General features: G+C 42.6%; 12 protein-coding genes and 1 other annotated feature. Of the genes, 8 read left to right on the top strand and 4 right to left on the bottom strand.

Translation table 11 applies throughout. From position 1 onward, the window contains the following. Positions 1 to 131: 131 nt before the first annotated feature. The 3 genes from I2H74_RS15875 (at position 132) to I2H74_RS15865 (ending at position 4,769) form a co-directional block, all read left to right on the top strand. Entirely contained in the window at positions 132 to 1,970 is a 1,839-nt protein-coding gene (locus tag I2H74_RS15875) for a fibronectin type III domain-containing protein (protein WP_195575193.1), read from the top strand. A 216-nt stretch (positions 1,971 to 2,186) separates the two neighbouring features. Continuing rightward, complete coding sequence (locus I2H74_RS15870) at positions 2,187 to 3,263, top strand: FAD:protein FMN transferase (protein WP_195575192.1); 1,077 nt, start codon at positions 2,187 to 2,189, stop codon at positions 3,261 to 3,263. 234 nt (positions 3,264 to 3,497) lie between these two features. Next, complete coding sequence (locus tag I2H74_RS15865; protein WP_195575191.1) at positions 3,498 to 4,769, top strand: MFS transporter; 1,272 nt, start codon at positions 3,498 to 3,500, stop codon at positions 4,767 to 4,769. 101 nt (positions 4,770 to 4,870) lie between these two features. On the opposite strand, the gene I2H74_RS15860 is transcribed toward I2H74_RS15865, so the two are convergent. Beyond that, entirely contained in the window at positions 4,871 to 5,410 is a 540-nt protein-coding gene (locus tag I2H74_RS15860; RefSeq protein WP_229106729.1) for a YkoP family protein, read from the bottom strand. 225 nt (positions 5,411 to 5,635) lie between these two features. On the opposite strand from I2H74_RS15860, the gene I2H74_RS15855 reads away from it, so the two are divergent. Both I2H74_RS15855 and I2H74_RS25310 read left to right on the top strand, forming a co-directional pair. Continuing rightward, positions 5,636 to 6,385: a GGDEF domain-containing protein gene (locus tag I2H74_RS15855; protein ID WP_195575190.1), complete on the top strand. Its 750-nt coding sequence runs from the start codon at positions 5,636 to 5,638 to the stop codon at positions 6,383 to 6,385. After that, positions 6,363 to 6,476: a diguanylate cyclase domain-containing protein gene (locus I2H74_RS25310; protein WP_195575189.1), complete on the top strand. Its 114-nt coding sequence runs from the start codon at positions 6,363 to 6,365 to the stop codon at positions 6,474 to 6,476. The genes I2H74_RS15855 and I2H74_RS25310 overlap by 23 nt, the downstream gene beginning before the upstream one ends. A 40-nt stretch (positions 6,477 to 6,516) precedes the next feature. Here the strand turns inward: I2H74_RS25310 and I2H74_RS15845 are convergent, their stop codons facing one another. Next, complete coding sequence (locus I2H74_RS15845) at positions 6,517 to 7,635, bottom strand: response regulator (RefSeq protein ID WP_195575188.1); 1,119 nt, start codon at positions 7,633 to 7,635, stop codon at positions 6,517 to 6,519. A gap of 205 nt (positions 7,636 to 7,840) precedes the next feature. Next, positions 7,841 to 8,095 (top strand) — a binding site (T-box leader). A gap of 80 nt (positions 8,096 to 8,175) precedes the next feature. On the opposite strand from I2H74_RS15845, the gene brnQ reads away from it, so the two are divergent. From brnQ to I2H74_RS15830, 3 genes are all read left to right on the top strand, one after another. Then, positions 8,176 to 9,510 carry a branched-chain amino acid transport system II carrier protein gene (brnQ, locus tag I2H74_RS15840; protein ID WP_195575187.1) on the top strand — a complete coding sequence of 445 codons (1,335 nt, stop codon included), beginning with the start codon at positions 8,176 to 8,178 and terminating at the stop codon, positions 9,508 to 9,510. Positions 9,511 to 9,752: 242 nt separating this feature from the next. Further along, the gene (locus I2H74_RS15835; RefSeq protein ID WP_195575186.1) at positions 9,753 to 9,992 is read left to right on the top strand and encodes a glycine zipper 2TM domain-containing protein; all 240 of its coding nucleotides are present in this window, start codon (positions 9,753 to 9,755) and stop codon (positions 9,990 to 9,992) included. Between the two features lie 157 nt (positions 9,993 to 10,149). After that, a complete protein-coding gene (locus I2H74_RS15830) occupies positions 10,150 to 11,262 on the top strand; it encodes a nucleotidyltransferase domain-containing protein (RefSeq protein ID WP_229106728.1) in 1,113 nt (370 codons plus the stop codon). A gap of 134 nt (positions 11,263 to 11,396) precedes the next feature. Here the strand turns inward: I2H74_RS15830 and I2H74_RS15825 are convergent, their stop codons facing one another. Both I2H74_RS15825 and I2H74_RS15820 read right to left on the bottom strand, forming a co-directional pair. Next, entirely contained in the window at positions 11,397 to 11,615 is a 219-nt protein-coding gene (locus I2H74_RS15825; RefSeq protein ID WP_195575185.1) for a DUF3955 domain-containing protein, read from the bottom strand. A 327-nt stretch (positions 11,616 to 11,942) separates the two neighbouring features. After that, positions 11,943 to 13,202: a Glu/Leu/Phe/Val family dehydrogenase gene (locus I2H74_RS15820; protein WP_195575275.1), complete on the bottom strand. Its 1,260-nt coding sequence runs from the start codon at positions 13,200 to 13,202 to the stop codon at positions 11,943 to 11,945. Positions 13,203 to 13,305: the final 103 nt, after the last annotated feature.

Raw genomic sequence — 13,305 nt, 5'->3', positions numbered from 1 at the left:
AGCAATTGATATGACAGACGAAATATCTAACGCCGTTGCGAAATGACTTGAGGAAGGGAGGAAGATATCATCACCGTACAATCTATTGAAAACGCTGTCATTATTTAGAGTCTAAAGGAGGAAAATGACGTATGATGATGAAAGGGCTAAAGTTTCGTAGGACCTGGATGATTGCTTTAGCTGTATTTATGCTTCTCTCCGTATTGACTTCGTTATCTCCTAACTCCCCAAGAGCACAAGCTGCTGTATCTAGCAAGACCATTGTAGGATATTGGCATAACTTCGATAACGGTTCCGGCTTTATTAAGCTTCGTGATGTATCTTCAAAGTTTGATGTTATCAACGTATCTTTCGCAGAGCCAACCTCTGGTGTTGCCAATGGCACGATCGGCTTCACCCCATACAATTATACGGAGGCTGATTTTAAGGCAGATGTGGCCTATCTCCAAAGCCAAGGCAAAAAAGTTATCATCTCCATAGGCGGTCAGAATGGGCAGGTTCAGCTGGCAAGTACAGCAGCAAGAGATAATTTTGTAAATTCCGTAACGGCTATTATTGAGAACTATGGCTTTGACGGATTGGATGTTGATTTTGAAGGGCATTCCTTGTACTTGAACGCTGGCGACAGCGACTTTAAAAATCCGACAACCCCTGTAATTGTGAACCTGATCTCTGCGCTCAGAACGATTAATAATCATTTTGGAACCGATAATTTCTATCTGACGATGGCGCCTGAAACCTTCTTTGTACAATTGGGGTATTCCTTCTATGGCGGCAGCTGCATCAGTTGTGACAGCCGTGCAGGAGCCTATCTCCCTGTCATCCATGCAACAAGAGATATTCTTGATTGGCTTCAGGTGCAGAATTATAACTCTGGCCCTATCATCGGTTTGGATGACCAGTACCACACCATGGGCAACGCAGATTTCCATGTGGCGATGGCCGACATGGTGTTAACAGGGTTCCCCGTTGCGAAGAACCCAAATCTTTTCTTTCCAGCGCTTCGCCCTGATCAAGTGGTTCTCGGACTGCCGGCCAACACAAATGCGGGAGGGGGCTTTACTAGCGTATCAGAAGTTCAAAAGGCACTCGATGCCTTGATCAAAGGCATACAATTAACAAGCTATAAGACTAGAGGCAGTACGACTGGATATCCTGACTTCCGAGGTGTCATGACGTGGTCCATCAACTGGGATAAATTCAACAACTTCGAGTTCTCCAACAGTCACCGCGCCTATCTGGATGCGCTAACTCCTCCTGTTCCAGATACTCAGCCACCTACTACACCAACAAATGTAACGGTAACTTCGAAAACTTCCTCAAGCATAAACCTTAGCTGGACCGCATCGATGGATAATGTGGGCGTTACTGGCTACACCGTATTCTATGGCAACCAATCAATTGACGTAACGAGTGCGAATGCAGCCATTACAAACCTGACGCCGGATACCACTTATGTGATCACGGTAAAAGCAAAGGATGCGAAAGGGAATCAATCCGCGGCAAGTGCTCCTCTAACTGTTAAAACGGACCCAGCTAATACAGGTGGTGACCAAACGGCTCCTACTGCACCAAGCAATCTCCAGGCAACAGCTAAAACGGCAACAAGTGTTTCAATTAGTTGGACGGCTTCGACTGACAATGTTGGCGTAACGGGCTATACGGTATCCTACGGCTCCAATTCCATTCAATCTACAAGTACAACCGCCACGATTAATGGATTATCGCCTAGCACCAGCTATACCTTTACAGTCACTGCAAAAGACGCAGCTGGCAATGTATCACCAGGCACAAGCATTAGCGTCACAACGGAGGCCCAAGGCGGGGCACAGGCTTGGGCACCTAATGTAAGTTATAAACTGAATGATGAAGTGACCTACAGCGGCAAAACCTATATTTGCCGTCAGCCGCATACCTCGCTGCAGGGCTGGGAACCGCCAAATGTTCCAGCTCTATGGAAGCTAAAATAATCATAAACGTGTCGAATCAGGTCCCGTATTTCCGTTAATCGGTGAGTATGGGATCTTTCTTATGCATCCAAAGTGGTTTAAACTATTACAATGTCGGCCTACATAGAAGAATGAAGCATGTTAAAAATGTTGTGATATTATTCACATACACATATGTCTCTTTCGAGCATAATTTTATGGATTTGTAGGCAAAATCTCAAGAAGGGGGCGTTTTCTATGAAAAGGAAAGCAGCGCTAATGTTGGTTACACTGCTTATTGTCGCATCGGCCATGATCGGATGTAGTGGAAAGGGAAACTCCTCCGGTAATACGGCGCAACCGTCTGATGGACTTGTAAGCAAGACGCTGTTCAAGTTTGATACAGTCGTTAATTTGAAGCTGTATAATGATGAACAAGCAGAAGAACATCTAAAGGATATCGAGAAGATTCTGGATCGAGTCGATCAGCAAATCAGCATGCACATTGCGGACAGCGAGATCGCGCAGGTGAATGCAGCGGCAGGGAAAACGGCCGTATCCGTATCCCAAGATACGTTCGATCTTATGAAATTATCATTAGACTACGCAGTCGATACAAATGGAGCTTTTGATCCAAGTATCGGAGCACTCGTTAACCTGTGGAAGATTGGGAACGGAGGGGACAAGCCTCCTGCAGATGCTTCTATTCAGCAAGCGAAAGCAATGGTTAATTATAAGGATATCATCATGGATGAAAAAAATAAGACCATCAAGCTCGCCAAAGAAGGCATGTCCATTGATCTTGGCGGTATTGGCAAGGGGTATGCTGCTGATCTTATATCGAAGTATCTGCATGAAGTTAAGGTAGAGAGTGCAATCATCGATCTTGGTGGAAGCACCATCATTACGATTGGCAGCAAACCATCCGGGGAGTCATGGAAGATCGGACTGCAAGAACCTGATGAATCGAGAGGAGAGCAGCTGGCCATCGTTCCGCTCCAAAACGAAACCATCGATACCTCCGGCGTATATGAGCGGTTTTTCATGTATGAAGGGGTACGCTATCACCATATCTTGGATCCCAAGACGGGAGCACCGAGTCAGAATGGGATTAAGAGTGTCACGATAGTCGGTGGAACAGCTACAGATGCAGATGTATTATCAACCGCAGTATTAATTATGGGACTTGAAGAAGGAATGCGTTATATCGAAAAGGATAACGATGTAGAAGCGATGTTTCTAATGGATGATAACAAAGTCTACATAACATCAGGATTAAAAGGGAAAGTCAACCTCACGAATCCTGCATACACCGTCGTGGAGGCGAATTTTTAAGCGAAGCTTTATATTTATATTATCTTGAAACAAGCTGAACCTGCAGGTTCAGCTTGTTTTTTTGGAAAAACGGCAGGGTATGAACTTCAGGAAAGGTGTTGATTATCGAATAAAATCGAAAACATATCTGATAAATAAAATCGGAATTATGGTGTATTAGGAATGAAGGCATGACTTTTAGGAAATCTTATCTTAAGCACGATCATTATCTTCAAGTTCAGAAAGAGGATATCGATGTACAAACTAAAGAAACGTGACTTAATTGCCCTTGCCTCCATTCCACTAATCATGACCTTAGCCAATTCCATGCTCATTCCAGTCCTTCCTTTAATGCAAAAGAAATTAGGCATTTCATCCCTGCAATCAAGTTTAATCATTACGGTTTATGCTGCTGTTTCCATTGTTTGTATCCCTATAGCTGGATACTTGTCTGATCGTTATGGGAGAAAGCTCATTATCCTTGTGGGATTAAGTTTGGCGTCCATTGGGGGGATTATTTCAGCTGTGTCAGCATGGCAGCTTGAGCATTATACGGCCTTCTACGGTATTCTTGCGGGACGACTTGTGCAAGGTATCGGTGCAGCGGGTGCTTTTCCCATTGTGATTCCCTTAGTAGGTGATATGTTCGACAGCAAGGATGAGGTAAGCAGTGCGCTTGGGGTTGTTGAGACTTCGAATACATTCGGCAAGGTAATCAGTCCGATCTTAGGGTCTGCGTTAACTCTGTTAATCTGGTTCCTGCCTTTGGCGGTAATTCCCGTTATAAGTATCATTACGATATTGGCGATTGCCATCTTTGTTAATGTCCCAAAAAAAGACAGCCAGAAGCAGATAACCTTTAAGGCGTTTCTTCATAGTCTTCGTGACATTCTGCGAGAAAAAGGGCGATGGCTGTACGCGATATTTGCAATTGGAGGATGTGCGATGTTCATCATGTTCGGTATCCTTTACTATTTATCGTCTATATTGGAGGATCACTACGATATCGATGGGGTGAAAAAAGGATTTCTGCTGGCAGTACCACTAAGTGCAATTTGTCTTGCTTCATATATTACAGGTAAAGTGATCGGAACAAACAAGAGCAGAATGAAATGGCTGAATGTTGCAGGTGCGGTTATTATATCAGTCAGTATGGTTGTCTGTTTACTTATCAATACGAAGAGCATGTTTTTTCTGTTAAGCCTTCTTACGATAAGCGGAGTTGGGATTGGTCTTATCCTTCCTTGTCTGGATGCCCTTATTACAGAGGGGATTGAGAAGGAACAGCGAGGGACAATCACCTCCTTATACAGCAGCATGCGATTTATCGGAGTTGCAGCCGGCCCTTTGGTTACAGCATTATTGTTGAACAAGGAGAGGCTGATATTTTCCATTTTTACTGGAATTGGAATCCTTTGCTGTGTAATAGCGATATTTGCAATCCAACCGGATTCCGCTTCAAGCCGCAGCCCAATTGGCATCAAGCCTAGTCTAGATCCAGGACCCAAGCAGGACGGTTCTTTTTAAATGAAGAGTGAAGAAAGGACAGCACATTAGGCTGTCCTTTTTTAATCCATTATTGAACAATTTCAATACGGGCTGCATGATTCGCATACCTTGAGATTTGACTACGATCCACCATATTTTTTCGCTAATGTATGGGTAGACATGACGAGGTATTTGGGTTTATGCTTACGGATTGATTTTAAAGGTTTGGATACAGACAAAAAGTGAATGGGCATAAAAGAGATCCACTTAAAGGTACGGTAGGAGGGGCTCGGGATGTCAATTACATCAAAATAAAGCTGCTGGCAGCCTCGATGCAGCATGGTTATGCCAAAGATGCCTTTTATCTTCGCTACCTGTTTATGCGCCTCTATGTATTGATAAACACCTGGCAAGGATTGTTCAACATACCGCTGGATAATCCTGTACTTCTTCAGATCGTTATTCAATGGCAAAAGTTCGTTTAGCAGTTGCAAATTTTTTAGATGGATTTTAACGAGTAAGTCATTTTTTTGAATAGAGATTCCATCAGATAGCATTAGATTTTTTCCTTTGTAGCAGTGCACTTTAACTCGGAAAATATTGGGTGAGGCTTGGTCGATGTAAGAAAGACGGCGCAGCGCATGACCAAGCGGTTCAAGCAGTTCCCAAGCATTTAACATGTACCTTTTCACGTTCATCATTATGTCCTCGGTATCTTAACGGTATATATAATTTGGATTACTTATTAACTTTTTATAAAGGAATATTTAGGAATTACCAGCGAATTACACATTCTAAATGAAGTTTAAGAGAAATGTAAGAGGCCGTTAGTATGATAAATGGATAGAGATGTGGAAGACTTAAGAAGGAAATACACAACCAATTAGACTTGGAGAGATCATGCTATGGAACGACATCATCACAAGGAAACCAGTCAACGTAACTTCTTTACAGACCAAGAATCAACGCAAATCTATCGTTCACTAATGGATACTTCGATGCTTGCAATCGTCTGTTCAAATGGGAAGGTCAAAAAAACAAACCATGCATTTGAAACTGCATTTTATGCTTCAGGAATATCATGCGAAAGATCGCTGCACATCGATCATTTGCTGGATGAATACGCACCGCAAGACTTTTTTAGCTTTGTTAAAGAAATGGTGAAGAAGGAGCTTAAGTGGTCAGGACAGCTTCGCTTAAAGAATGCAAAACAGCAATCCTTTCATGCTTTTATGCATATAAGTGGGTTGCGTCATTCAGATGATTATCTAGTCCAGGTGTTTCCTTGGGAGCAGATCAATGAATATGAACGCCTTAGAATTATGGCTTATACCGATGAATTGACTGCTATTCCCAACTTTCGCTACTTTCAAGAACAAATGGTGCAGCTCTTGCAGCATAAGCCGGAGAATGCCTTCAGCTTGCTGTTTATCGACATTGACCATTTCAAGAGCCTCAATGATCGTTATGGGCATGTTGTGGGGGATAAGCTGCTTAAGGCATGTTCGTACCGGTTAATGAAGGGCGCTTATCCCTTAGGTGAGGTATTTCGAAAGAGCGGGGATGAGTTTTTGATCCTTATTCATAAGCAATCCTATGTATCAGAGATCATTCGTGAGCTGACTGAGGCCGATGTCAATCAGTATTGGCTCTAGTCATTATCCAGCTCAAGGGAGCGATACGGAGACCCTTATTCGCGCAGCAGATACAGCCATGTATCAAGCAAAGGAGGATAAGAAAAAGTAAAAATAGGATCCTTGGTGAAGAATTGAGTCCTCTAAGGATCCTATTCATTTGCGCTGAAGCGCTGATATAAAGCCTTTAATTTTTGATCTGGCGCCATTCCGAAATCCTCAGACAAGAGCTGTGCATATTCTTCATAGATACGAAGCGCCTCTGACCGCTGCCCTTTCTTAGCGGATAGAAGCATCAATTGCTGCACGTGATTAACCGAGTACGGCTGAATCTTACGCTGAACCTGCAAAAAATGGTAGGTGCGATCGAGATCAATCAGCTGATAGTAGTCGATAAGACGGTTCAATAAAAGCAAAACTTTCTGCTGATATACTTCCGCATCTTGATATGTCCATTTATATCCATTCTGCTCCATGAGATTGCCTGTGTATGCATGAATCGCTTGTTCAAGCTGCTTCACTCCAGCTTTATCAAGAGGGGAATCAAGCAAATAAGCCTGTTCAACCTGGTCACAGTCTCTCTCTATCGCATCGATCGAAAAGGTATAACAGCCGTCAACAAACGAGATGGCATTTATATAACCGCGAGAGTCGAGCGTTTTTCTCAAATGAGACAGGCAGGTATGAAGATGAATTTTCGCTTTCTTATAATCTTGATCTGCCCAAAGCGCTTCAATAAGCACATCTCGATGAATCGGTGTCAACTGGTGCATAACGAAATAAGCGAATAACTCCTTGACCTTAGCGGTCTTAAAAGACAGATTATGATCTCCTTGGGCCACCTGGAAGTCATGAAACACTTGGACACGCAGCGGGATAGGTCCTTTGTTTGGTGCCTCCTGCTTCTGATTCGGGTAAGGGATGATTCGGGCAATTGTTTTCTCTAAACGCTTCATCAATACCGGTTTTAATAAGTAATCGATTGAATTCAACTCGAACGCTTGCACTGCATATTCTGCGTGAGCGGTAACAAACACGATATGAAGCTTAGGATTGATGTCAAGCATCTTGGAAGCGATGTCCAAACCATTGACGTCAACCATTTCGATGTCAACAAAGGCAACATCCACCTCGATCTGATTAAGCTCAACTAGTGCCTGATGTGGATCTGTAAAGCTACATACACATTCAATTTCGTCAAAATTCTGAAGTTTTTTCTGTAAGGAGAGAAGTGCAAGTTCCTCATCATCGATGATTAAGGCTCGGATCATCTATGTTCACTACCTTTTCTTATCTCTATAGTTGTCAAGGACATCACGTTCATTATTTCTCTTTGCAATCTATCATTAGTATATATTAACGGCAAGATATGACAACCAAACCATTCGAATTATCCTGCTCCAGCATACAATGTAAAAAATAGTCTGTTGACATCCCATGGTCATAAAGTAAAATTAGTAACAAACTTCTTAGTGTTTAACTTCATGGACGAGAATAAGTAAGTCAAGCATTCGATCTTTAGAGAGTTGGCGGGAGGTGCGAGCCAATGTTCGAAGCATGACTGAAATCATCTTCGAGAAGCTCAGCTGAAAATCTTAGTAAGTTGAGCCGGTAGTCCACCGTTATCGGGACACGTTATAAAACGTGAGCAGAGTGCATGAGGCTTATCTGTACGAAGGATGGATGCTTAATGAATATGGGTGGTAACGCGGAGTATAATCCGTCCCTTGCAGGGGCGGATTTTTTGTTTTTCTCGTGCTTAAGTAAACGGGGGAAGACGCAAATAAAAGAGACGACAAAGGAGGATAAACATGCAATCATTATCAAAAAGCCATACTTTATTTATTGGGCTAATGCTATTTTCATTGTTTTTCGGGGCAGGCAACTTGATCTTTCCTCCAATATTAGGGCAGCAATCTGGTGAACAATTTTTAATCGCTATGATCGGATTCATACTTACAGGTGTTGGTCTTCCATTACTAACGATCATCACAATAGGCCTTACAGGGAAGGATATGCAGCAACTAGCACAGCACGTTCATCCCAAGTTTGGGGTTGTCTTTGCCGTTGCAGTATATATCCTTATCGGCCCATCTATGGCCATTCCGCGTGTAGCAAATGTATCGTTTGAAATGGGAGCGAGATCTTTCTTCCCAGAAGCCATTCAATCTGACGCTTGGGTATTGTTATTGTATTCCGTGTTATTCTTCAGCGTCGTATTCTTTATGTGCTTGAATCCGTCTAAGCTCGTCGTATGGATTGGAAACGTCCTAACGCCACTGCTGCTGTTATCTATTGTTGGTTTGTTTATAGCCGCGCTATTGAATCCGCTTGGTTCCGCTCAGCCACCGATTAATCAGTATGCGACATCTCCTGGCTTTAAAGGATTTATGGAAGGTTATTTGACGATGGATACCATTGCGGCGCTAGCATTCGGACTTATTGTTATTAATGCCATTAAAGATAAAGGTGTAGAGAATAAACGATCTATCGCAAAAGCGGTTATTATGGCAGGCATTATCGCAGGAATTGGATTGATTTTTGTTTATGCAGCACTTGGTTACATCGGTGTTACGAGTGTGGAATCACTTGGATATGCAGAGAATGGCGGTCAGCTGCTCATTCTTGCGGTACAAGAGCTATTTGGTCCATCTGGGCTGTTGCTCTTAGCCGTGATTGTTACTTTAGCTTGTTTGACGACATGTATTGGCTTGGTTTCAGCATGCAGCCAGTATTTCAATAAGTTGCTGCCTAAAGTACCTTTACCATGGATTGCATTTATCGTGTGCGTCCTTGGTCTTCTCGTCGCGAACTTGGGTCTAAATCGTATTATCTCAATTTCTGTGCCTGTACTCCTTGTCATATATCCTGTTGCCATTGTATTAATTATCCTGTCCCTCTTCCACAAGTTTATAGGCGAGCGTTCATCCGTATACATCGGCGCATTAATCGGAACAGTGATCATCAGTGTGTTTGATGGGATTAAGGCCGCTGGAGTATCCATTGATGTGATTACGCCTGTACTAAATGTATTGCCACTATATAAAGAGGGAATCGGCTGGCTATTGCCTGCAATCGTGGGCGGTTACATTGGATTATGGGTTGGGAAAGCTGAGCCAAAAACGGCTTTGGAAGCGGATGAGTAGGAAGAATGTTTACGACGCAGATCTACCTATATGCATAGACAGCAATAGAACCGATTGTAAAATCGGTTCTTTTTTGTTCGATATCCCATGCCTGGTCTAGGCTATAAGTAATCTTTAATAGAAGCCGGATGCTTAAGTTAGATGATAATAGGATGAATCCTTTTCTAAGATGCGGGGCAAGCTATGTGTTGGAATTGCATTCCTTAGGAATGGATTCAAGAATACATTAGGGAGTGACAACAATGGCTAAGAAGAATGAGGATAATCAATATCAAAACAATGCAGCTGACCGTGACGCAGCAAGCATGGGCGACACAGGTACTGGAGAAGCAGTAGGAACAGTAGGCGGCGGCGTAGCAGGAGCTGTAGTCGGTTCTGCTTTTGGTCCTATTGGAACAGTTGTAGGCGGTATCGCAGGTGCGGCAATGGGTAATAAAGCTGGCGAAGAGGTTACGGAAAGCGACGATTCAGCGTCCAAATAATCCGCTTCGATCGTTTCATAAATCCCAAGTCACTTATCAAGCAGGGACTTGGGATTTACGATTATGTCGGCAATATCTTCTGATAGGTAAACTTTCTAAACTCCTCTGCAGAAACTACTGATATGATGAGCTTGATTATGCTTGGGGAGGGAAGCTTATGTTTCATGTTATGAAAGTAGCCGATGTGCTGGTGCGTCATATTAAGAAAGTATTTGCCGAAGATATCGCAATCGTCGCTTATTATGGTTCGTACGCGCAGGGAACGGCTACGAGTCGCTCTGATTTGGACTTTTTCTTTATACCTTTGAATTCGAAAGGGTATAATGCCAGCATCCAGTTTGTCCTGCATGGGATTAGCTTTGATTTCTGGCCAATTAGTTGGGAACGAGCAGAAAAAATGGCTTGTTACGAGGATTCAAAAACATCTATTATAGCTGATTCCATTGTCTTATACAGCAGATCAGAAAATGATCTTAATCGATTCCGTCAATTAAAGCAAACGATCATAACGTGCCCGCAGGAAGGCCTACCCTTTTTGGAACGCGCAGAAGCAAAGATCGGGGAGGCTTATGTATATTTACATAAAATGAATCAACATGTTAACTCAGAAGATCTCACCTTTCATAGGCATCAAGCTTATGGAGTCCTCACAACTATACTTTACAGTATTGCACTTATTAATCGAACGTATCTGGTGAAGGGATGGGGGAAAAATACAGAGCAAATCATGAACTTCTCCCTACTGCCAGATCGACTAGACACACTGATACACACGATTATGCACTCCATATCATGTGAAACCATACATTCTGCTTGTGAGGAGCTTACGGCACGGACACTGCAGCTGTTGAAGGAACAACTGAACGAATATACCAGTCCACCAGCTTATCCTACTCGCATGAAAGGCTTCTACGAGGAAATAAAGGGAACACTGGATAAGGTTCGAACAGCCTGTGAGACGAACGATTATGAGACTGCATTCTTTGGAGCAATTCATGTGCAGGATCTGATATCTAACTTTTTGTTTTATGCTGAGAATGGATTTTGGCCAAGCACATTAGATCCGTCATTGGAATACCAGTCAGTTTATAAGGAAAGTGGGCTTCCTAATATTGTATCAATACTGGACAATAAAGAGATGAGCGAATTGAACAAGGCGATTGAGGATCTTGATAGCAGCTTAAGAAGTCTTCTACTGTCAAAAGGTGTACATATTCATGAATTCCGGTCAATTGAGCAATTGGAGAAATATCTGTCAGAACAGGAATGATTCAAAGAAATTGCTTCGATATCGAATGCAAATATAAAGAGATGTCCGCAAGTCATGGAAATGACAGGGACATCTCTTTTTTCTTATCTCAATCCATAGGAACTTTTTGTTTTCATAAAAGGAAAATCAGCTTATTAGGCATGTCGGTGGTTTTTCTTGATTACAGAGCGTATGACAGTGAACATCAACGTCAATGCTCCAAGAAATAGGAACAGATAGCCGATCGGAACAAGAAAGAAAGGCTCGACAAGCGTTCCATCTGATGCAACATAGGAGCCAATCATGCTAAAAATCACAAAGCAAAGCAAACCTAATACAATCGGCAGGGAAGCAAATAAGTATTGTTTTTTCATTAACCATATCTCCTTTAAAGCACTTGATCAATCTAGATTGATTAATCAGAGGATACCCTATAAAGATTCGTTAGTCAATATTAATTTATTGATATACAATAAATATTATTCGAATTAAACGATATTCCTTTTTCTTATATCGAGCCGTTCCAAGTGACTTAACGGAGAAATATTCAAGACAAAGAGAGTATGAATGGAAAAATTCTTTGTCAGTTAATATGAAAAAAGCTCCATTACCATCTGAAATAGGAGGTAACGGAGCTTTGTTTTTTTAATCGAGAGTATTCGTTGGCACAATCCAATAAATATCTTAAAATGAATTGGATATTATACCCAACCGCGTGCCTGCATCGCTACGGTAACACGTTGAAGAGAAATCATATAAGCAGCCGTGCGAAGATCTGTCGCGTACTCATTTGCCATATGACGTACCGCGTCATAGGACTTCACCATATTTACTTCAAGCTTCTCTAAGACTTCAGCTTCTGACCAGTAGTAGTTTTGAAGATTCTGCACCCATTCAAAGTACGAAACCGTTACACCACCAGCATTTGCAAGAATATCAGGAATGACGATGCATCCTTTTTCATTCAAAATTTCATCTGCTTCAGGCGTTGTCGGACCATTTGCAGCTTCTGCAATAATGCGAGCCTTTACATTAGGGGCATTTTCTTTCGTAATTACATTTTCAAGCGCAGCAGGAATCAAAATATCGACATCAAGTTCAAGCAGCTGCTCATTGCTAAGAACGAACTCAGAACCATAATCTGCGAGCTTCGCTGTATCTTTCAGCAGTTCGACGCGATCAATATCAAGTCCATTTGGATCATAGATGCCGCCGCGAGAGTCGCTTACCGCAACGATTGTAGCACCAAGATCATTTAGCAGTCGAGCTGCGATGCGACCTGCATTACCGTAGCCTTGAACGGCAACTTTGGCATCTGTCATGTTAAGGCCAATTTCCTTCAAGGCAGATTGGATCGTGTAGACGCATCCTTGAGCAGTAGCGTTGCCACGACCTTCAGATCCACCGACAATGATCGGCTTTCCTGTAATGACACCAGGAGAATAATGTCCGCGCAGCTTGCTGTAGGTATCCATCATCCAACCCATGATCTGAGGAGTTGTGTATACATCTGGAGCTGGAATGTCACGTTCAGGACCTACAATGTCAGCAATAGCCTCCATAAATGCTCGGCTTAAGCGCTCTAACTCCGAAGTGCTTAATTCACGAGGATCACAGATTACACCGCCTTTACCGCCGCCATATGGCAATCCAACAACTCCGCACTTAAAGGTCATCCACATGGACAAGGCTTTGACCTCATCAAGCGTTACGCCTGGATGGAAGCGAATTCCGCCCTTTGTCGGTCCGATCGCATCGTTATGCTGGGAACGGAAGCCGTCAAAGATTCGAACACTGCCATCATCCATTTTTACTGGGAAGCTGACGGATAATACGCGTTTAGGCTTTTTGAGCAACTCTGTGATGTGTCCAGGCAGTTGCAACTTGGCAGCAGCGGTATCAATTTGACGCTGTGCAATTAAATAAGGGTTAAGCTCTTCTTGCTGAGTAGAGTGGCTCAAAGTAATCACCTATCCTTTTTTTGTTAAAATCACTTTTCATGTATTATAAAGGTTAACTTGCATAATTTAAATGATATTTTGTATAAATTCATTGAATCGTACC

The sequence above is a fragment of the Paenibacillus sp. 1001270B_150601_E10 genome (assembly GCF_015558675.1).
In the GTDB taxonomy this organism is placed as follows: Bacteria; Bacillota; Bacilli; order Paenibacillales; family Paenibacillaceae; genus Paenibacillus_B.
Note: the sequence above shows the minus strand (reverse complement) of the source record. Positions and strands in the feature narration are given on the sequence as shown.